The sequence below is a fragment of the Sphingomonas sp. UYP23 genome, from assembly GCF_054059235.1.
This window is the reverse complement of the sequence record NZ_JBSSBX010000005.1, coordinates 1-18,912: the sequence shown is the minus strand read 5'-3', so window position 1 is coordinate 18,912 and position 18,912 is coordinate 1. Positions and strand designations below refer to the sequence as shown.

At 63.0% G+C, this 18,912-nt stretch carries 19 protein-coding genes; 9 read left to right on the top strand and 10 right to left on the bottom strand.

The window, feature by feature from the left end; translation table 11 throughout:
- Both ACVWYO_RS24785 and ACVWYO_RS24780 read left to right on the top strand, forming a co-directional pair.
- A partial coding sequence (locus ACVWYO_RS24785; RefSeq protein ID WP_457355787.1) for a TonB-dependent receptor domain-containing protein occupies positions 1-649 on the top strand: 649 nt, incomplete at its 5' end.
- A 52-nt stretch (positions 650-701) separates the two neighbouring features.
- The gene (locus tag ACVWYO_RS24780; RefSeq protein ID WP_457355785.1) at positions 702-2,150 is read left to right on the top strand and encodes an aspartate ammonia-lyase; all 1,449 of its coding nucleotides are present in this window, start codon (positions 702-704) and stop codon (positions 2,148-2,150) included.
- A gap of 68 nt (positions 2,151-2,218) precedes the next feature.
- Here the strand turns inward: ACVWYO_RS24780 and ACVWYO_RS24775 are convergent, their stop codons facing one another.
- A complete protein-coding gene (locus ACVWYO_RS24775; RefSeq protein ID WP_457355783.1) occupies positions 2,219-2,956 on the bottom strand; it encodes a DUF6118 family protein in 738 nt (245 codons plus the stop codon).
- A gap of 9 nt (positions 2,957-2,965) precedes the next feature.
- Positions 2,966-5,887 carry a Ti-type conjugative transfer relaxase TraA gene (traA, locus tag ACVWYO_RS24770; protein WP_457355781.1) on the bottom strand — a complete coding sequence of 974 codons (2,922 nt, stop codon included), beginning with the start codon at positions 5,885-5,887 and terminating at the stop codon, positions 2,966-2,968.
- A 173-nt stretch (positions 5,888-6,060) separates the two neighbouring features.
- On the opposite strand from traA, the gene ACVWYO_RS24765 reads away from it, so the two are divergent.
- Genes ACVWYO_RS24765 through ACVWYO_RS24750 form a run of 4 tightly spaced genes read left to right on the top strand, consistent with a single transcriptional unit; the run spans position 6,061 to position 8,539 of the window.
- On the top strand, positions 6,061-6,384 hold the full coding sequence (locus tag ACVWYO_RS24765) for a conjugal transfer protein TraD (RefSeq protein ID WP_457355779.1): 324 nt from the start codon (positions 6,061-6,063) through the stop codon (positions 6,382-6,384).
- 19 nt (positions 6,385-6,403) lie between these two features.
- Positions 6,404-6,631, top strand: a complete 228-nt coding sequence (locus ACVWYO_RS24760; protein WP_457355777.1) for a conjugal transfer protein TraD — start codon at positions 6,404-6,406, stop codon at positions 6,629-6,631.
- Positions 6,624-6,881, top strand: a complete 258-nt coding sequence (locus ACVWYO_RS24755) for an antitoxin VbhA family protein (protein WP_457355775.1) — start codon at positions 6,624-6,626, stop codon at positions 6,879-6,881. Before ACVWYO_RS24760 ends, ACVWYO_RS24755 begins: the two co-directional genes overlap by 8 nt.
- A complete protein-coding gene (locus tag ACVWYO_RS24750; protein WP_457355789.1) occupies positions 6,881-8,539 on the top strand; it encodes a type IV secretory system conjugative DNA transfer family protein in 1,659 nt (552 codons plus the stop codon). Before ACVWYO_RS24755 ends, ACVWYO_RS24750 begins: the two co-directional genes overlap by 1 nt.
- Before the next feature lie 262 nt (positions 8,540-8,801).
- Here the strand turns inward: ACVWYO_RS24750 and ACVWYO_RS24745 are convergent, their stop codons facing one another.
- The 8 genes from ACVWYO_RS24745 to ACVWYO_RS24710 form a co-directional block, all read right to left on the bottom strand.
- Positions 8,802-9,512, bottom strand: coding sequence for a replication protein A (locus tag ACVWYO_RS24745; protein ID WP_457355773.1), 711 nt, complete (start codon positions 9,510-9,512; stop codon positions 8,802-8,804).
- A 360-nt stretch (positions 9,513-9,872) separates the two neighbouring features.
- On the bottom strand, positions 9,873-10,124 hold the full coding sequence (locus ACVWYO_RS24740) for a ribbon-helix-helix domain-containing protein (protein WP_352000222.1): 252 nt from the start codon (positions 10,122-10,124) through the stop codon (positions 9,873-9,875).
- Positions 10,125-10,178: 54 nt separating this feature from the next.
- On the bottom strand, positions 10,179-10,445 hold the full coding sequence (locus ACVWYO_RS24735) for a ribbon-helix-helix domain-containing protein (protein ID WP_327754370.1): 267 nt from the start codon (positions 10,443-10,445) through the stop codon (positions 10,179-10,181).
- Positions 10,442-11,128 carry a ParA family partition ATPase gene (gene parA, locus ACVWYO_RS24730; RefSeq protein ID WP_457355770.1) on the bottom strand — a complete coding sequence of 229 codons (687 nt, stop codon included), beginning with the start codon at positions 11,126-11,128 and terminating at the stop codon, positions 10,442-10,444. The genes ACVWYO_RS24735 and parA overlap by 4 nt, the downstream gene beginning before the upstream one ends.
- 226 nt (positions 11,129-11,354) lie before the next feature.
- A complete protein-coding gene (locus ACVWYO_RS24725; protein ID WP_010189087.1) occupies positions 11,355-11,639 on the bottom strand; it encodes an XRE family transcriptional regulator in 285 nt (94 codons plus the stop codon).
- On the bottom strand, positions 11,632-11,955 hold the full coding sequence (locus tag ACVWYO_RS24720; RefSeq protein WP_010189088.1) for a type II toxin-antitoxin system RelE/ParE family toxin: 324 nt from the start codon (positions 11,953-11,955) through the stop codon (positions 11,632-11,634). Before ACVWYO_RS24720 ends, ACVWYO_RS24725 begins: the two co-directional genes overlap by 8 nt.
- 154 nt (positions 11,956-12,109) lie before the next feature.
- The gene (locus ACVWYO_RS24715; protein WP_457355767.1) at positions 12,110-12,685 is read right to left on the bottom strand and encodes a recombinase family protein; all 576 of its coding nucleotides are present in this window, start codon (positions 12,683-12,685) and stop codon (positions 12,110-12,112) included.
- Positions 12,686-13,123: 438 nt separating this feature from the next.
- The gene (locus tag ACVWYO_RS24710) at positions 13,124-14,380 is read right to left on the bottom strand and encodes a hypothetical protein (protein WP_457355765.1); all 1,257 of its coding nucleotides are present in this window, start codon (positions 14,378-14,380) and stop codon (positions 13,124-13,126) included.
- A gap of 164 nt (positions 14,381-14,544) precedes the next feature.
- Between ACVWYO_RS24710 and ACVWYO_RS24705 the strand changes: the two genes are divergently transcribed.
- The 3 genes from ACVWYO_RS24705 to ACVWYO_RS24695 all read left to right on the top strand — a co-directional run.
- Positions 14,545-15,813, top strand: a complete 1,269-nt coding sequence (locus tag ACVWYO_RS24705; RefSeq protein ID WP_457355763.1) for an amidohydrolase — start codon at positions 14,545-14,547, stop codon at positions 15,811-15,813.
- Positions 15,806-17,089, top strand: a complete 1,284-nt coding sequence (locus ACVWYO_RS24700) for an MFS transporter (RefSeq protein ID WP_457355761.1) — start codon at positions 15,806-15,808, stop codon at positions 17,087-17,089. Before ACVWYO_RS24705 ends, ACVWYO_RS24700 begins: the two co-directional genes overlap by 8 nt.
- Positions 17,090-17,113: 24 nt before the next feature.
- The coding region (locus ACVWYO_RS24695; RefSeq protein ID WP_457355759.1) for a TonB-dependent receptor plug domain-containing protein at positions 17,114-18,912 on the top strand (1,799 nt) is incomplete at its 3' end.

The following is an 18,912-nucleotide window of genomic DNA, read 5'->3' as shown; positions in this document are numbered from 1 at the left end:
CAAGATCGACGATCGCATCCTGCTCAGCGGCACGTTGCAGGGCACCGCAGTGAACGCGGCGCTTGCGGCAGCGGGGATTACCTCATCGACGGCGGGCTTTTACTTCTCGAACGCCGCCGCCACGCGGACGCGCGGTCTCGACGTGGTTGCCACCTATCGCGCCGATCTCGGCTCCTGGGGCCGGGGCGTGATTTCGCTGTCGGGCAATCTCAACAAGACGGTCTTCACGCATATCGACCTGCCGCCGACCCCGCTCGCCAATGCCGGGCTGGTGCTGATCGACCGCGTCCGCCAAGGCGACCTGACGCGCGGCAGCCCACGCGACAAGGTGGTCGCCAACATATTTTGGGAAAAGGGCATCGCCTCAATCAACCTGCGCGGCACACGGTATGGCGCGACCTATCTTACCTCAACGATCGAGGCGAATGACGACAGGATCGCGCCCAAAGTTATCACTGATATTGAGGTGGGCGTGAAGGTCGCGCGCGGCGTGAAGGTGAGCGCAGGCGCGAATAATCTGTTCGACGTCTATCCATCGATCTTGAAGGCGGTCAATCAGGGCACTGCGGGCTTTGCCTATTACAACCCGTTCTCGCCCTATGGGATCAGCGGTGGCTTCTATTACGGCAAGCTGAGCCTGACGTTCTGATTTGAAACACTGCGGTCAGGATGGCTCGGTACGCAAAGATGGTGGTCCAGAAATGAACGAGATTCTACGACTGGACCACGAATCAGCGGACCCGCCATTTCGCTCTGAGCACGATCTCTTAGGAAATCGTCAAGTGCCATTCGACGCCTACTTTGGCATCCACACGCTCAGGGCTGTCGAAAACTTCCCGATAAGCGGGGAGACTATTGGATGTTATCCCGATCTCATCGTGGCTTTGGCAACGATAAAAGCCGCCGCTGCATTGACGAACCTCGACCTTGGTCTCTTGGACGAAGAACGCACGGACGTCATTGTTCAGGCATGTGAGGAAGTGAAGGGCGGAGCGCTCCACAATCATTTTGTAGTCGACGTGATTCAGGGCGGCGCTGGCACCTCGACCAACATGAATGCAAACGAGGTCATAGCTAACAGGGCGCTGGAGATTCTCGGCCATCCGCGGGGCGACTACGGTCGTTTGCATCCGAACGAGCACGTCAACATGAGCCAGAGCACGAACGACGTGTACCCGACGGCCCTTCGCCTCGCAGCATATAGGGGCGTATCCGCGTTGATTGTCGCCATGAGCGCCTTGCGTCGCGAGTTCGAACAAAAGGCCGAAGAGTTTGCGGGCTTGCTCAAAGTCGGCCGAACTCAGCTTCAAGACGCTGTCCCGATGACCCTTGGGCAGGAGTTTTCCACCTACGCTGTCATGATTGGAGAGGATGAGGAGCGGCTACAGGACGCATTGCTTCTGATGTGCGAAATCAACCTCGGTGCGACAGCAATCGGAACTGGCATTAACTCCCATCGAGATTATGCTTTCATCGTGTGTGCAAAACTGCGCCAGATGACCGGCATACCGTTTACCACGGCGCAAAACCTTATTGCGGCGACGCAGGATTGCGGAAGCTTTGTGCACCTTTCGGGAGTACTGAAGCGTGTCGCAATAAAGATATCGAAAATATGCAACGACCTGCGACTTTTATCCTCAGGACCAAGGACCGGATTTTGTGAAATAAATCTTCCACCAATGCAGGCAGGATCAAGTATCATGCCCGGAAAGGTCAATCCGGTGATCCCAGAAGTCGTCAATCAGATCGCTTTCGAGGTCATCGGCAACGACGTTACAGTGAGCTTTGCTGCGGAGGCCGGACAGCTTCAATTGAACGCTTTCGAGCCGATCATCGCCCATAGCATATTTAAAAGTGTGAGGCACCTCCAGGCCGGTTGCACAGTCCTCGCAACGCGATGTGTGAGTGGGATCACAGCCAACGCGGATCAGCTTCAAAGCAACGTTTCCCGATCAATTGGCATCGCAACCGCGCTTAATCCATTTATCGGATATGCCAAAGCCACTGACATAGCCCACGAAGCTTTGGCTAGCGGTGAGACCGTGTTAAATCTGGTGCTTCGGAAGCAGCTCCTTTCAAGGCACCAGCTTGAGCGGCTGCTTGATCCAGATACCTTAACTAAGCCAGGATTGCTTCCCGAAAATCGGTAGAGCGGTTTACCGAAACTGACTACTTATATTATCTCGCCTATACGACACCCACGCTCGCTACCGTAAAGCTACCGCTTCTTCTCCGACTCGACCTTGATCGTACATCGCACCGTCTCGCGCTTTCGGGCTGCGGCCTTGCTACACCCCTCGATCGCTTCGCGGTTGGCCGTCACGATCCTGTCGGCTCCAACGATCGCCCGATAGGTAGCGGGGTCTGCGGTCGCGAGGAGCTGCCCGCCCGCCTGCCACATTGGCAGATTGACTGTCCGCGCCGCCATGCGCTCGGGCCATTGCCAGCTCGTCGGCGCAACCTCGCGCGCGACAAGGCCGGGCAAGATCGCCCATGCAAAAATGCCGATCGCCGCCCCGCCCAGCCCGAACCATAGCTGCCGGTTCTTCTGGTCGGCCCGTGTCCATGCAGACCCGGCGATGGCGCGAAGGTCAGCCATGACGCGCGCCTTGTCCTCGCCGGCCTTGGCGAGCGCAGCCTGATCCTCGCGCCGGGCGGCGCTCCCGGCTGCGGCGATCCGCTGCGCCATCTGTTCGGGCGTCATCGCCAGCGCCGGAGCCTGGGCCAGTATCTGGCCGATCGCAGTGATCCGGCCGGTCGCGGTGTTTACGTCCTGCTGGAGCACCCCAAGCGTCTCGGTATAGTCGGGCACGTCAATCGTGCCGCGCTCGGCCGCCAGACCTTCCACCGCACGGCGCAGCAACGCCAACTCGCGGTCCTGGCCTTCAATTGCGGCGCGCAACCGATCGAACGCCTCCGCCGGATCGCCGCCTTCCTGAATATCGTCGTTCTGCATCGCCTTCCTTTACCGGCTCATGCCGCGATCACGATCACGATCGCGACTGATGGTGACCGACTGCGCCAATTCCTGCCCGATCGATCGGCCCCGCTCCAGGCTCAACGCCAGCTCCGGGGCACGGGCACGCAACACGGATTCGAGCTGCGGGTCACGGTGCAAGCCGCCCGCGATGCCCGCCATGCGCTTACCGATCTTTTCCGCGCCCGCATGGTCGCCGGCACGCTCCATGCTGGCCTGCGCCTCCTTCATACCCTGCCACTGCTCCACGAACCGCCCGGCGCGTTTCTCCGGGTCGAGGCGGACCTGGCGCTCCGTTTCCATCGCCTTGATCGCGCGCGCCGTATTGCCTTCGGCCGCTTGCACGCCGAGCTGCGGGTTACGAGATAACGCGGAGGCAAAGTCGCGCGCGCCATGCGGCCGCACCTGGTCGAGGGCGTCACTGGCCTTCGTCAGCGCCTGTTCCTGGTGCGCCAGCACCGGCAACCCCTTCTCCAACATCCGGTCTATATCGGCTGCGGCACGGCCATAGCGTTCGATTGCACGGGCCTGCGACGGTGCGAGCGGCCGATCGGCCGCGACGCGCTCGGGCGACGCCGCCTTCTCAGTCGCTGGCTTCGGCCGGAACCCGTCGAACATGCCCCTGGCCTTGTCCCGGACCTTTTCGACCACTTGGCGTGCGCGTTCCGGGAACCGGATCTCGCGCCGATCGGCGAACGCGCGCGCTTGGTCCTGTTCGGGGCGCTCATAGTCGCCGGCCATGTCCTTGCCGCGCTCACGCGACAGGGCGCGGACGAGCTGGCGCTGATCGGCGAAGTCGTCGCGGCCATAATGGAGCTGCACGTCGTCACGGTGCCGCGACATGCCAACATAGGCGCTGTGGCGATCCATGCCGGGGGTGGCGAGGATGTGCGCGCGATCGACCGTCACGCCCTGAGATTTGTGGAACGTCGCCGCATAGCCATGATCGACATGGGCGTAATCCTTGGTGTCGAACGCGATCCCGCGCTCGTCATCGAGGCGCACCGCCATGCCCTCGGGCGATACCCGCTCGATCGTCGCCAACGTGCCGTTCTTGACCCCCATGCCGCGCTCGTTGCGAAGGAACATGATGCGGTCGCCGGCCGCGAACTGCCGCTCGCCGCGCTCGGCCTTGAACGTCACGTCGTCACCAAGGTCGCCGCTTGCGCGCAACCGGTCGCGCGCCTCGCCATTGAGGCTTTGCACCTCGGCGTTGGTGTGGGTGAGAATGATCCGGGATTTATCCGGGTCAGCCTGGCGCGCGCGATCCCACCCGTCCACCAGCGCGCCACGCGCAGCCTCGCGCGTGTCGGCCGCGTGGACCATGCCGCCCTGGTCGTAGGCGTGGATCGCCTCGCCGGTGCGCCCGGTCGCGAGCTGGCGGGTCGCGTCCCGCTGCCAGTCCTCGCGCTGCCGGCGAATCTCGGTGATCTCGGCCGCGCCGTGGCGCTCGGCGACGCTTCGGAAGGCCGCGCCCGCCTCGATCGCCTGCAACTGCTCGGGGTCGCCCACCATGACGACCTTGGCCCCGGCATCGCGCGCCTGGGACAGCACCCGCTCCAGTGTACGCGAGCCGATCATGCCTGCCTCGTCCACCACCAACACGTCCTTGGGACCAAGCTGCTCGCGCCCCTGCCCCCATGCGTGTTCAAGGCTGGCGATGGTGCGGCTCCAGATGCCGGCCCCGCCTTCAAGATTCTCGGCCGCGATGCCCGACAACGCCGCGCCGCGCACGGTGTAGCCGGCATCCTCCCATGCCTCGCGGGCGACGCCCAGCATCGCCGACTTGCCGCTGCCGGCATAGCCGACGACGGACGCCAGCCCGTCGCTGCCGGTGATCCTGCCGAGCGCGTCTCGCTGCTCACGAGACAGGGTAAGCCCTCTGCCCTCGGCCGCCTCCAACGCACGATAAACATGCGTGCCAGCGACAAAGTGCTGATCGGCTCCGGCAAGCTCGTCGCTGGCGCGCTCAAGCCGGTTCTCCACGGCGATCATATCACGCGACGTGAACCGCTCCTGGTCGCGGCCGTCCTTCCCCAATGCGACCAGCTCGGGGCTGCCGCGCACCGCGCCCATCACCTGGTCGAACTGCTCCTTGCCGTCGCTATGCCGGAACGCGAACGTTGCAAGGTCGCGGGTGGTGAACGTCGCCTGGCTGCGCGTAATAGCGTCCAGTGCGATATCGGGATTGGCGATGATCTTCTCGCCGTTCTCCCGGGCGATGCGCACGTGATCCTCGATCCGCTCCGCTTCAAGCCCTTGGCTTGGACGCCGCGACGCGGCCGGGCCGATCTTGTGTTGCGGCTCCAGCTCGATCCCCTGCGCTTCGTAGCTGCGATGGTCGATCCGGCCCTCAAGTCCCAGCTCGGCCATCCGTTCGTTGACGTGCGCGCTCCATGCCTCGCGCCAGTCCTTCAACAACTCGGTGCTGTTCCAGTCGCGGTTCTTCTTCCCGAACCCCTCCGGCCCAACATCGCGCATCGCCAGCATGACATGCGCGTGCGGCTTCGGGCTGCCGTCAACGCCCAAGTCCCAATGCACATTCAGGTCCGCGACCATTCCGCGTGTCACAAACTGCGTCTGCACGAAGTCGCGGGCAAGCTGAACGCCCTGCTTCTCATTCATCTCGCGCGGGATCGAGAACTCCACCTCCCGGGCAAGCTGGGCATCCCTACGCTTCTCACCAGCCTCCACCTCGTTCCACAGGATCGCGCGGTCGTTTAAACGCGCTGGCGCGCCCTCCGGCAACATCACCTCCGAGTGGATCACGCCGGCCTTGTTTGAGAAATCGTGATCGCGTTCTAGCAGGTCATCATGCAGCTCGGACGCGGAACGATAGGCGGCGCTCGCGACGGCGCTCGATCCGTTCGCGCGGCTCACAACCTTGGCGGAGAAATGGTAGATCGCCATGACGCCTTGCTTATTGCACTTCTGAGCGTACGTCGGCAACGACGTATAAGCGCGCACTCACAATCCGCTTCGCTTCTCGTGATTGACCGTGTGGGATTTACGACCGTTGGATTTTACTGACGTTGTTGAGCGCGCTAATATGCTGACTAGGGATACGCGGAAGGGCAAGTACGATGCGGAAAGTTCGCGATTACGATGCCGAGCTGAAGGCGCTGGGTGACAAAGCTCGCACGCTCAAGGCCAAGCGGGTCGAACAGCTAGGCCAGCTTGTCACCGCGACTGGGGCAGATGCGCTCGATGCGGAAACCCTCGCCGGTGTCCTGCTCGATGCGATCGGATCAAAGGATGCGAGCGCGAAGGAGGCGTGGCGGTCGAAGGGCGCGGCGTTCTTTCAGCGGCGCGGGAGAAAAGGTGGCGGCGCTGCTCCAATCGACGGATCGGGCGCTCAAGCTGAATCGGGTGGCGGTGCTGCGAGCGGAAGCGGCGGAACGGCGTAACGACACGCGGGGCTGGGTCATGCAACGCCGCGAACGAACACGCCATCTGATCGAGCTGGGTGGCCTCGTCCAAAAGACCGGGCTGGTTGAGCTGACCGACGACGATCGCGCCACGCTCTATGGCGCGCTGCTCGATCTCGCCGGACGCGCGCGCGGCGATGATGCGGACGACACGCTGGCGCTGTGGAAAAGACGCGGAAAACGCGCGTTCGATGCGGAAGCAGAAGGGAGCGATTACGATGCCTAACTTATCCGACAGCGAGCGTGCTTGCCGCCAACGTGCGGTCGATTTCGGTCGTGGAAGCGTCGAACTGTCCGGCGGTCAAATCACGCCCGAAGCAGAAGCGTTGAACCGGCGCTATGTGGCCGGCGAGTTATCGGACACAGACCATATCGAGGCGCTGCTGACGCACGCCCGCTCCTTGCCGGCCAGCGAACCGGTGCAGGAATATTTCGCCAGCCTCAACGAAGCCGTGAGGGCGGCTCGCGGACAGTGATCGAGTGGTTCCGCCAGCTCGGCCGGGCGTCACGCAACCTGGCCCGCATCGCGAGACAGAACCCCGTCTGGGCGGTCCAGGGCCTCGTGTTCGCCCCGTTCCGCTTCGCCCGCCACCTGTTCGGCGTCCTGGTCCTGACGATCGCCGTGGGCGTCGTCCTGATCCTCGGCTCGGACGGGCTGATGTGGTATTTCGGACTTCTCCGCTATCCCACGCTCGTTGCGATCGTCACGGTGCTGGTCTGGCTTGCGATCCTCCTCGTGCCGCTGCGGGCGCTCTTCCAGCCGCTGATCCTGCGCTACGGCCATTCGGCCGCCACCGCCGATACGCACGGTTCCGCCCGCTTCGCCACCGCCGGGGAAGCCCAGGCGCTCAACGACGATCACGGGCTGCTCATCGGCCGCCACGTGAAAACCGGCAAGCCGATGCGCTATGCAGGGCCGGCCCATCTGCTGACGATCGCGCCCACCCGCACCGGCAAGGGCGTCGGCACGATCATCCCCAATCTGCTCGAATATCCGTTCGCTGTCGTCTGCATCGACCCCAAGGGCGAGAACGCCCGCATCGCCGCGCGTCAGCGCGGCCGGTTCGGCGCGGTCCATGTCCTCGATCCGTTCGGCGTCACCGGCCTCCCCTCGGCCGCGTTCAATCCGCTCGATCGCATCGACCCGCACGGCCTCGATCTCGCCGACGACTGCATGACGCTCGCCGACGCGCTGGTCCACGACGCGCCCGGCGAAGCCGGCGACGCGCACTGGAACGAGGAAGCCAAGGCGCTGATCGCCGGCATCCTGCTTCACGTCGTCACCAGCGAACCGCCCGCAACGCGCACCCTGGACACGCTGCGCGACCGGCTGACGCTCGCCCCGGCCGCACTGGCATCGCAGCTCGCCGCGATGCAGGCGCAAGGTGGCCTGGTCGCGCGCGCCGCCAACCGTCAGCTCGGCAAATCCGATCGCGAAGCCGCCGGCGTGCTGTCGGCCGCGCAACGCCATACCCACTTCCTCGATTCCCCGCGCATGGCGACGGTGTTGGGACGCTCGGATTTTACGTTCGCCGGATTGAAGGATGCGCCGGCAACGGTGTTCCTGGTGCTGCCGCCCGATCGGCTTGCCAGCTATGCCCGCTGGCTGCGGCTGATGGTGGCGCAAGCCCTGACCGAGCTGGCGCGCGCGCCGGGTCGCCCGCCTTGGCCGGTGCTGTTCCTGCTCGACGAGTTCGCGGCGCTCGGCCGCCTCGAACCGGTCGAACGCGCGATGGGGTTGATGGCAGGGTACGGCGTCCAGCTCTGGCCGATCCTGCAGGACGTTCACCAGCTCCGCGCGCTCTACGGCCAGCGCGCAGGCACGTTCCTGTCCAATGCCGGCGTCCTCCAGGTGTTCGGGGTCAACGATCAGGACAGCGCCAAGCTCGTCTCCGATCTGGCGGGGCAGGAAACCGTCGTGTTCGAGACTATGAGCCGCGCGATCGACGCGGAGGAAAGCGGCCTATCCTACGGACAACAGCATGTCGGCCGCGCCCTGCTCACCCCCGATGAAGTCCGCACACTCCGCCCCGATCGCCAGCTACTGTTCCTCGCCGGGCAGCGCCCGATCATCGCCGCCAAGCTGCGCTACTACGACGATCGAGAGTTCGCCGGGCGGTTCGACCCGGCGTGAACGATCGGGTGGCTCGTTCGGCCGCAAACCAACGGGCTGATTTAAGCCCCGCTGATGACGTTCGACGCGATGGGCAACATGAATAGGTCGAAGGCTCCTGCCCTGCCCTCACGGCACTCCTGACGGTCCCTGGGACGCAATTCGGACGCCATCCGCCTACCTTCTTCCCGATAGCCTGCGGCCGGTAGGCCGCCTGGTGACGCCGTAGGCGGCACGAAACAAATTACGTATTGGCCGTCAGGCTAATTCCGCTTGTATATTTCTAACTCTGGCTGGATTCATTCTGCCTCTCTGAATCACGTTCCTGGTCCATGATTCCACGCCCGAGGCGGGCAAGGATCGCAGCGAGGCCGGGATCGTCGATAAGCTGGGCAGGCTGCTCGTCGAGCGGGAGCCTGGCGATCATCGCCCTGTCTTCCTCGGCCGCTGCTCGCCGCCGGTCGCTGTCGTCCTCTGGTGGTGGTGCGGTCATGCCGCGTTCCACCTGCGGCGGAAGCATCAAGCGGTAGGCGTTCGAGGTCTGTTTGACCTGGGGGCCGCGCATCCCTGCATTGCCGGTCGGCACATAGCGGCGCAACCAGTCGAGGAAGCCATGCGCCTTGAGCCGCTTGAGCGCGTCCACCACGGCCGCGATTGAGCGACCGATGCGAAGCGCCAGCGTCGCAATCGCCGGATCAAGCCGGCCGGTCTTGTAGTCAATCAGGCGTAGCAGCTCGCGCAACACCTCAAGCCCGACATGGCCGATCGCGCCGTTCTCGCGGTTGTTGCGGTCGCGCCGATGGGCAAGCCGTTTCAGTCGGTCATATTTCTCGGCCGCCTGCATGAAGCGAGCGACGTTCTTGGGACTGAACGGCTGCCAGAACCGCCCTTCCCGGCCCTCCTCGGTGCGGCTGTAGCGATGGACCCGCTGGCCGGTCTGACGGCCTGGCCGCCTACCTTTCGCCCCTCCCAAGGCCTCGAACACAGTTTGCATGGAACCTCCCGTCGATCGGTAGGCCCGGCTGCTGGCGGCAATCCCTCATGGACAAGCTCTCCCGTTCTCGAAAACAGCGTTTTCGAGTTGACTTCACGTCCGATCTGCGGGAGTTTGGTCCTTGCGATAGAGACCGGGCGACTCCCGCCCATCAGACTTTCCGAGAGCCCGGCCGCCAAGCCGGGCTTTCGTCGTTTTGGTCCTAGCGGTGCCAGCCGCTAAGATCGCCACGACGAATCGGCGAACGAGTCCGCCGACGCTCAAACTTGTCAGATTATCGGGATGCTGGGAAGCCGCTTCTATTTAGCGTCGTAAGTAGCTTACGTGTTCACACGTTCACAGTCCATCGTGTGAACGTGTTCACCTTTCGATAGGCTGCTTGTATTTTTGGAGAATATCCAAAACCGCCTCGGTTAGCATCGCCTCGATTGTTGTGTCTTCCTTGACGGCAAGGATCGCAAACGCTCTCGCAATGGCCGGGTCGAACTTACCGGCAATCGTTTTTTTGCCGATACGATTGCGCTGGCGGCGCGGCGCTTCGATCGGCAGCATCGGTTGTTCAACCTCTTCCGCCGGGCCGGTTGGTTTCTTGGCGTTCGTCGATCTTGCCACCCCCATCGCTCCTAATCTTTGTGTTCACACATTCACATATTCACACGTGGACAGCTATCGCTCGCCGAACGGGTGCTTGCCGTGTTGGCGCATGAGTAGGTCAATGGCTTCGCCAAGGAGCGCCTGCAACGTCGTTCCCTGCTCGGCCGCCAGCATGTTCAGACCGCGACTGACCTCGGGGCTGAAATAGGCGCTCACCGCCTTCTTTCCCTGCCGGGTCTGCGCGCGGGTGGTGGGCGTCGCAGTCGTCGGGTCGGGGCTGTCGCCGATCGCGCCAGCCTTCTCCGCCCGCTGCTGCTTCATTGCGCCGAACTTGCTCATGCCGCGCCCCGCTTTTTCCTGCTTACAGGTGAACGTGTGGACACGTTCACCTGTTCACTTATCCATCTCCATAGTGCGGCAACCTCTTCCGCCGCCTTTCCCTCAGGTTCCAGTTCGATCGCGGTTTTCCCCTGCGCCGTACTGTGATGATAGATCGCCCGCTGGGTGAGCATGACGGGCGCAACATCCACGCCCATGCCGGCGACGCCATCGCCGCCCTCGATCAGCTCGCGGGCATCGCGGTAGGTTGTCGGAGCGCGCTGCGGGCCGCCCATGAAAAGCACGAATGCGGGTTTGCCGGTTGCCTGCACCAATTCGGCCGTCATCTCGACGGCTTTGAGGTCAAAGGCTTGCGGACGACAGGGAATCAGTACCAGGTCCGCGACCTTGCAGGCTTCCCGCGCCATGATGTCGGCGTGGGGCGGCGTGTCGATCACCACCAAGTCGGCACCGAGTTCGGCCGCTTGCTGGAGCTTGCGGGGCAAGAGGGGAGGGGAGGCGCAATCGACCACCTCCAAATCGGACGATCCGCGCCACTCGCTCCAGTGGCTCGCTGTCGCCTGTGGATCGGTGTCGAGGATTAAGGTCGTAAGCCCTGCGCCCGCGCTGGCCGCTGCCAGGTGGATCGCCAAGGTCGTTTTGCCCGCGCCGCCCTTTTGGCTGATGACAGTAATGACCTTCATGTGAACCCCTGAACACGTGAACGTGTGAACACGTTCACGTGTGGACGGCATAGGCGTTTAGGTCAATGGCGTTGGTTGAGGGCGTCGATCCGCTACGCGGATCCTCGCCTCGCCAGTCGATCGGAACCAGGCAGGGCCAAGACCGCTCGCGGGCTTGGGGAGCGAAGCGACTGAGAGCGGCGGTGCCGCGTAGCGGCAGGCGCCAGACTCTGTGACGTGCCGTCGGCTAGACGAGTTCGAGCTGCACGCGACGACCGACAACCGCGGCTGCCCGTTGCAGCGTCTCAATGGTTACATTGCCGTCCTTGGGATCGAGAACGCGATCAACCTGGGTGCGGCTGGTGTGCATCATCGTGGCGAGGCGGTTCTTGCTGAGCTTGCGCTCCTTCATCGCATCGGCGAGCTGCCAAGCGATGACCTCCTTGATTGCCCTGGCCTGAAACTCGCCAAGAACGCCTTCGTTCTCAAGGAAGCTGTCGAGGGTCGGACCCCGGTGCTTATTGTCAGCCATTTTCGACCTCCTTCTGGCGCTTGCGCGCGAGTTCCAAATCCGATGCCGGCGTCTTGTTCGCCTTCTTGATGAAGCCATGCAGCGCATACAGCTCGCCGGCCTGAAAGCAGAACATCACCCTCGCGATCGTCCCGTCCGGTAACGACGTGCGAACCTCGAATAGTCCCTTTCCCATCGGCCGTACCAGCGGCATACCTACCGGCCATCGAAACTGAACACGTTGTAAGTCCTGCCCGATCTCGCGTCGATTGACCTCCGCAAGCCCGAGCAACCAATCCCTGACCGGCACGTTGCCGGCGTCGGTCTGGTAGAACACCAGTTCGATTCTATGCGGCGGGTTTGTGCTCATCTGTGCCTTATAAAGTGCAATGCACCATATAAGGTGCAGGTGTCAAGGGTGGGGCCGTCAGGCCACGCCCGCAGGGTTGGGTAGGTGGGACAAAGACGCGGCTGCCGAACGGCAGCCTCAATCACCCTGTTGCCTGGCGCGCCCGATGATCGCGCAACACGCGCTGCACGGTCGAGCGCGACACGCGGAACAGGCTGGCGAGCTGGGCAGGGGAGCCTTGGCCGGATTCGGCTTTGGCGATGATTTCGGCGCGCTGGGGAGCGGTAAGGCTTGGCCGTCGCCCAAGATGCCGCCCCGCCTTACGGGCGTGGGCAAGCCCGTTCATGGTCCGCTCGCGGATCATAGCCCGCTCGAACTCGGCGAACGCGCCTAGCATCTGCGTCATCAACCGGCCTGGCGCGGTAGTGGTGTCGATCGCCTCCGTCACCGATCGGAACCCCGCGCCAGCGGCGGTGATCGCTTCAAGAGTGAACAGTAGATCGCGAAGCGAGCGCGATAGCCGATCGAGCTTCCAAACCACGAACACGTCGCCGGGCTGCAAGCCGCCGATCGCGCGCGCCAGCTCGGGGCGGTCAGCTCGGCCGCCCGATGCCTCCTCCTGATATATAGGATCGCACCCGGCATCGCGGAGCGCGCGAAGCTGTGGGTCTATGTCTTGGGAGTCGCCTCGGGACACGCGCGCATAGCCGATTTCCATGCCGTCATTCTGGCACGGGGTTGTGACACCTGCAAACCCTTGGAAAAGCTGGGGCCGGGTGGTGGTGTCATAACCGACCGGTTATGACACCGCAGCATTCCCACAATGATCCTCACTGGGGTTAAACAGTGCGTTCAGATCATTCATCCCAACTGCTTGGGAGATTTACGGTCGGTCGCAACGTCACCGTGTGCCGATCTCTCCTTCACCATCGGTGATCAGCCGAAGAAAACGCATACGGTCACCTAAAAATCGTGGCGCGCGGAAATGAAAAAGCAGTCGACGCCAATCGCATTGTTAGCAGGTTGTACACAGTGCTTAACATGCCGTGGACAGCGGCGGTGAGATGGCTGCCGTCTGACCGGGCAGCAGGTCTTGCCGGTGCCGATCACCTTACCATTTCTTAATTAACCGGTAACTTAAAGTGCTTTGAGACGACTAGCTCTTTGCATTTGGGGAAATGAAGCGGTCCAAAAACATGCGATAGACCGTCTGTGGACGTCCCGCACGGTCCTTGGCGCGCGACCCCTGCTCCTGAACGAAGCCACGGTCCTTCAACGTCGTGAGCAGGCGTCGGGCGCTGCGCGGTTGAACATTATAGGCGCTCGCGAACTCGACCGCGGTAAAGCCGTTCGGGTCGATGGTTCGAAAAACCGAGACGAGTTTGTGGATCACGGTCGACGGTACGTCGAGCATTTGCGATAATTCGAGATCGTCCTGCCGCGCATCTCGCGCCTCGTTCCGGTCGATGATTCGGTAGAACATCGCCGCGCTGTCGACCTCGAACACCCGGTCATGGTCCGAGGGCGGCCGTTCGCTCGACTCCCGCGCCAGCGCCTCGGCCTGGTCGGCGTTGATACCGACGCCGACCGATACCGCAAGCGTCGGTATTTCGTCCGATAGCGGGTGCAGGATCGGATGAATCGTCCGGTGTAGCGCGCCCTTTGTCGTCAGGATCATCGCTTCGCCAAGGCCACTCTCTACCAGTCGGCCTCCGGTCAGCTTCTCGATTGCAGTCGCCGCCAGCGATAATGCCGGTATGTCGCCCGAAATCAGGCAGGCGGCTATCTGCGACGATTCTGCTTCGTTGAGGTCGTGCCGCAACTTCGATCGCAGCAACGCCTGCCGCACCGAATTGCGCGAATGGTCGATACGCATCGCCGGCAGCCCGGCCGCGATGAGCCGTTCATAGACGTCGCGGATACAGGTAGCGCATCGCTCTGCGGCCCCGCTTTCGACAAGCGCGCGATGGGCCTGCTCGATCCGCGCTGCATCGATCCGTGGGGGGGTATCGTCGCTCTCTAGTGGGATCACGCGAAAGCCCGAGCGAAGCCCCAGTTCCTGATAGGATTCGGCGACGTCGCGCTCGGGGATCGTATCAAAGCTAAAGCTTGGCAGGCTGCCGACCTGATCGGTCTCCAAGGCAGCAAGCGCGAGGATGCGGAACAGGTCAGTGCCCTCGTGCGGGATATAATCGAGCCGGTCCGCGGGAAAGCCGGCCAGCATGGCAAGCCGGTACGGCATACGTCCGCTGAACAGCACCGAGACGCAGGCCGGCCAAATCGTCCGTAGCACGCGCACGGTATCCTCTGGAGCACTATAGCGCACCGGCATCAGCACCGCGCCGATCCCCAGTTCGTGGGCAATCTGCTCAATCAACGAAACCGTGTCGTCGGGGCCGACCACACCTATCAACGCTCTTCTCCCTAACTACCTTGAACTGTCTCGCCAGTGTGCCGTCCGTAATAGGGCCGATTTAAGCGTTGACAACGTCTCGCTCTGTCCTAATTATGACCGAAATAGGGTATGGGGACAGGCAGATGTCGCAGAGCGGCGCGGTAGCGCCTTCACTTGAGGCTATGATAGCGGATCGACGGGACCTGCACGCCCATGCCGAACCGGGCTGGTGCGAGGTCTATGCCGCGACCAAGGTCTACGACGCGCTGAGCACGATGGGCTGGGAAATCCGTGCCGGGGCCGCAGTGATCGACGCCGATGCGCGGCTCGGCCTACCCCCGCAAAGCGACTTCGATTTCTTCTTCGCCCGCGCCGTCGAGAATGGTGCGGAAGCCGATCTCGCCGAGACGTTCCGCGATGGTTTCACTGGGCTGGTCGCAGTCTGGAAAGGGCGTCGCTCTGGACCGGTCGTCGCCTTCCGCTTCGACCTTGATGCTAATCGCGGCGCGGAATCGGAAAACGCCGATCATGTGCCAGTCGCCCGGCGGTTCGTCTCGATGAACCATGGCGTACATCACAATTGTGGGCACGACGGCCATACGTCGCTAGGACTTGCGCTGGCGCGGTCGATCGCCGCGATCGACGGTAATTTCGCAGGCGAGATCCGGCTGATCTTCCAGCCTGCCGAAGAGGGTCTGCGTGGGGCGCGGGCGATGGTCGCGGCGGGGGTGCTGGGCGGCGTCGACTATTTCGTCGGCTGTCACATCGGCATCCAAGCAACGCGCACCGGAGAAGTCGTCAGCGGCTACACTACAATCCTCGGAAGCGACAAACTTGACGTGCATTTCCACGGCGTCGGCGCGCATGCCGCGATCGCCCCGCACGAGGGACGCAACGCGCTGCTAGCGGCATGTGTCGCGGCGCAGAACCTGATGGCGATACCACGCCACGGCAAGGGCGACACGCGGATCAACATCGGCACGCTGGTTGGCGGCAATGCGCGCAATACCGTGCCCGCCGAGGCAACCATGACGATCGAACTGCGCGCCGAGGATGCGGAATCGCTCGCCTACATCAACGAGGCCGCGCGACGAATTATCGAGGGTGCCGCAATCATGCACGGCGTCGAGCTCACGATGGAGGTCGCAGGCGGCTCCGGCCCGGCGAGCAGCGATCCCGATCTCGACGCGGTGGTCGCCGCCGTCGCTGCGCAGGTATCGCAGGTGACGCGCGTCGTGTCGCAGACGCCGTTCAAGGGCAGCGAGGATGCTGCCGAAATGATGCGTGCGGTACAGGAGCAGGGCGGCAAGGCGGTCTATTTCGGGATCGGGTCGGACCTCGCAGCCGGGCATCACAACGCAGCCTTCGATTTCGATGAGGCGTCGTTGGCGATCGGCCTCGACATCCTCTGCGGCGTCGCCGCAACGCTGACGGCCGACCCCATTGCCTAAGCCAGATCGCCAGAATGCGTGGCGCGCGATTGCCGCCGCCAGCGTCGGCAACGCACTCGAATTCTACGATCTGCTTATCTACGGCTATTTTGCTGCGACGCTAGGCAAGGCGTTCTTCCCCGCAATTAATCCGACAACCTCGCTGCTGCTTAGCGTCGCTACGTTCGGCGTATCCTATGTCGCGCGACCGTTCGGAGCGGTCATCCTCGGCGCCTATGCCGACAAGGCTGGCCGCAAGGCTGCGCTGACGATTACGATCAACCTGATGCTGGTCGGCACCGCGCTTCTGGTGTTTGCGCCGACCTATGCGCAAATTGGCCTCTTCTCGCCGCTGATCGTGGTGTTCGCGCGGTTGTTGCAGGGATTTTCCGCGGGGGGTGAATTCGGCGCGGCGACCGCGTTCATGGTCGAGCATGCCGACGCGAAGCGTCGCGGGTTCTTTGCCAGCTGGCAATCATCGACCCAAGGCATGGCAACGATCCTGGCAGCCGGGTTGAGCGCGTGGCTCAGCTATATCCTCAGCCCGGCGCAACTCGATGCCTGGGGCTGGCGAATTGCGTTCGGGGTCGGTCTGCTGATCGGGCCGGTCGGGCTTTATATCCGCCGCGGCATCGACGAGACGCCCGAGTTCGCCGCGCTGTCGGTGGAGTCGAAAGCCGGAAACGCGCTGAAGCGCGTCTGGGCCGACGACCGACGGGCCCTACTGCTCGGCATTGCGATCGTGGCAGGCGTCACCGCGTTCAACTATGTCCACAAGCTCTACATGGCAACCTATGCGACCGAGACGTTGCATATCGCCATGACATCGTCCTTCCTCGGTGCGCTGGCGACCGGGATCATTCTGACCGTCATGGCACCGATATTCGGCCTGCTCTCGGACCGGATCGGGCGCTATCGCGTGCTAGGTACCGCACTAGCCGTTGCTGGGCTTACCTCGTTCCCTATCTTCCTTGCGCTCAATGCCTGGCCGACAACGACGACGCTTCTGGTCGTCCAGGTGATCGTTGGGTTTCTGATCGCCGCGACGCTCGGCCCGACGCCCGCGATCCTCGCCGAACTGTTCCCACCGCGTACCCGCGGGACGGGATTGGCAGTCAGCTACAATTTCTCGGTGACGCTCTTCGGCGGCTTCGCGCCGCTCGTCATCACCAGTCTGATCGCTGTCACCGGCAACGCGCTGATGCCGGCCTTCTACGTCATCGCAATCATTCTGGTCAGCTTCATCGCAGTCGTAACGGCGACGCGAAACGCTGACCGAACGCCGGGATGCGTCTGAAACCATCCATCACCAAAGGGGACCATGATGAAACTGACCTGCATGCTGCTGGCTTCGATAAGCCTTCTCGCCGTCGTTCCCGCCTATGCCCAGACCGTTCCGGCCGACCCTGCCGACGGCGCGAGCACGCCACCATCCGACATCATCGTCACCGGCACCCGCGACAAGGGTCGCACCGTCGCCGCTAGCCTCACGCCGATTGATGTGCTCGGCAAGACCGAGCTGCAATCGAGTGGCAAGCAATCGGTGCGCGATCTGCTAGGCGCGCTCGTCCCCTCGATCAGCGTGTCAAGCAGCGGCTCGGGCGCTAGCTACGGCGTCAAGACGCTGTCACTGCGCGGTCTTGCGGGCGACCAGGTGCTGGTACTGGTCAACGGCAAGCGCCGCCACAACACCGCCGGCCTGTTCGTCAACGGCACTACCCAGAACGGTCAGTCACCACCGGACCTCGATCTCATCCCGGTCAGCGCGATCGATCATATCGAGGTGCTGCGCGACGGTGCATCGTCGCAATATGGCTCGGATGCGATTGCCGGCGTCATCAACGTTATCCTAAAGACCGACGCATCGGGTAGCGCCAGCTTCACCGGCGGTGCGAACGGCGACGGCGGCGGCGAGAATGCGCGCGTGCTCGCCGATTTCGGCTTCAGTATCGGCGATGGCGGCCATATCCATCTGTCCGCCGATGGCGTACTCCAGGGCCGCACCGAACGCGGCACGATCAACAGCTCGGTCTTCTATCCGCTGATTAGCGGACAGCTCGACCCGCGCGAGGCAACCGTTAACCGCTATGTCAACAAACCTGGGCAGCCCCAGGTCTCGGGCGTGAACCTGGCCTATGACACGGCCATCCCGATCGGCGCGAACGTCGAACTTTACAGCTTCGGCACCGCGTCAAAGCGCGACGCCGACGCATTTCTCACCTTTCGCAATCCCAACAGCAACAACAATATCGTCCAGATCTACCCCGACGGATACATTCCCCATCTGCACATTCACGACACCGACTTTCAGGTCGCGGGCGGGGTGCGCGGCGACGGGCCAGCCCAAATCCACTTCGATCTCGGCACGACCTATTCCGAGGACAAAATCAAATATGACGAGACGACCGCACTGAACGCTTCACTCGGACCACTCAGCCCCACGAGCTTCTATATCGGCCGCGTCCGCAACAGCGAATGGACGACCAACCTTGACCTAACGCGGAAATTCGATGTGGGGCTCGCAAGCCCACTCTTCATCGCCGCCGGCGCGGAATATCGCCAGAACACCTATGCCACAGACGCGGGCGAGCCGGCTTCCTATGCGAATGGCGGATATCGTGCACCGGTCGGCCAGCCCTTTGCCGGCGCGCTTCGCGTATCCGGATCGCAGGGCGTGACCGGCTTTGCACCGGAAAATGCTGGCGCTTGGAAACGGCATAGTTGGAGCGGCTATGTTAATATCGAGCAGACCATCGTGCGTGGCATCGAGGTCGCGCTGGCAGGCCGCCATGAAGATTATTCCGATTTCGGCACGACCAACATCGGCAAGGCCTCGATCCGGCTCGAACCCGTCCGCGGCGTAGCGCTGCGTGGTACGGTGAGCAGCGGATTTCGCGCGCCGACACTTCAGCAACAGCATTATTCATCGTCGTCCACGATTCTGACGCCGGTCAACGGTGTCACTACGCTGGTGCCAGTAAAGGCGTTACCGGTCGACTCAGCGGCTGCAATCGCGCTCGGCGCGTCGCCGCTCAAGCCCGAAAAGTCGGTCAACTATTCAGCGGGCGTCGTGCTGACCCCATTCAACCGGTTCGTGCTGACGGTCGATGCCTATCAGAT

Excerpts from the sequence above, each read along its gene's own strand:
- ACVWYO_RS24780 (WP_457355785.1), top strand. The coding sequence starts at position 702 with ATGAACGAGATTCTACGACTGGACCACGAATCAGCGGACCCGCCATTT.
- ACVWYO_RS24775 (WP_457355783.1), bottom strand. The coding sequence starts at position 2,956 with ATGCAGAACGACGATATTCAGGAAGGCGGCGATCCGGCGGAGGCGTTC.
- traA (WP_457355781.1), bottom strand. The coding sequence starts at position 5,887 with ATGGCGATCTACCATTTCTCCGCCAAGGTTGTGAGCCGCGCGAACGGA.
- ACVWYO_RS24765 (WP_457355779.1), top strand. The coding sequence starts at position 6,061 with ATGCGGAAAGTTCGCGATTACGATGCCGAGCTGAAGGCGCTGGGTGAC.
- ACVWYO_RS24760 (WP_457355777.1), top strand. The coding sequence starts at position 6,404 with ATGCAACGCCGCGAACGAACACGCCATCTGATCGAGCTGGGTGGCCTC.
- ACVWYO_RS24755 (WP_457355775.1), top strand. The coding sequence starts at position 6,624 with ATGCCTAACTTATCCGACAGCGAGCGTGCTTGCCGCCAACGTGCGGTC.
- ACVWYO_RS24745 (WP_457355773.1), bottom strand. The coding sequence starts at position 9,512 with ATGCAAACTGTGTTCGAGGCCTTGGGAGGGGCGAAAGGTAGGCGGCCA.
- ACVWYO_RS24735 (WP_327754370.1), bottom strand. The coding sequence starts at position 10,445 with ATGAGCAAGTTCGGCGCAATGAAGCAGCAGCGGGCGGAGAAGGCTGGC.
- parA (WP_457355770.1), bottom strand. The coding sequence starts at position 11,128 with ATGAAGGTCATTACTGTCATCAGCCAAAAGGGCGGCGCGGGCAAAACG.
- ACVWYO_RS24725 (WP_010189087.1), bottom strand. The coding sequence starts at position 11,639 with ATGGCTGACAATAAGCACCGGGGTCCGACCCTCGACAGCTTCCTTGAG.
- ACVWYO_RS24715 (WP_457355767.1), bottom strand. The coding sequence starts at position 12,685 with ATGGAAATCGGCTATGCGCGCGTGTCCCGAGGCGACTCCCAAGACATA.
- ACVWYO_RS24705 (WP_457355763.1), top strand. The coding sequence starts at position 14,545 with ATGATAGCGGATCGACGGGACCTGCACGCCCATGCCGAACCGGGCTGG.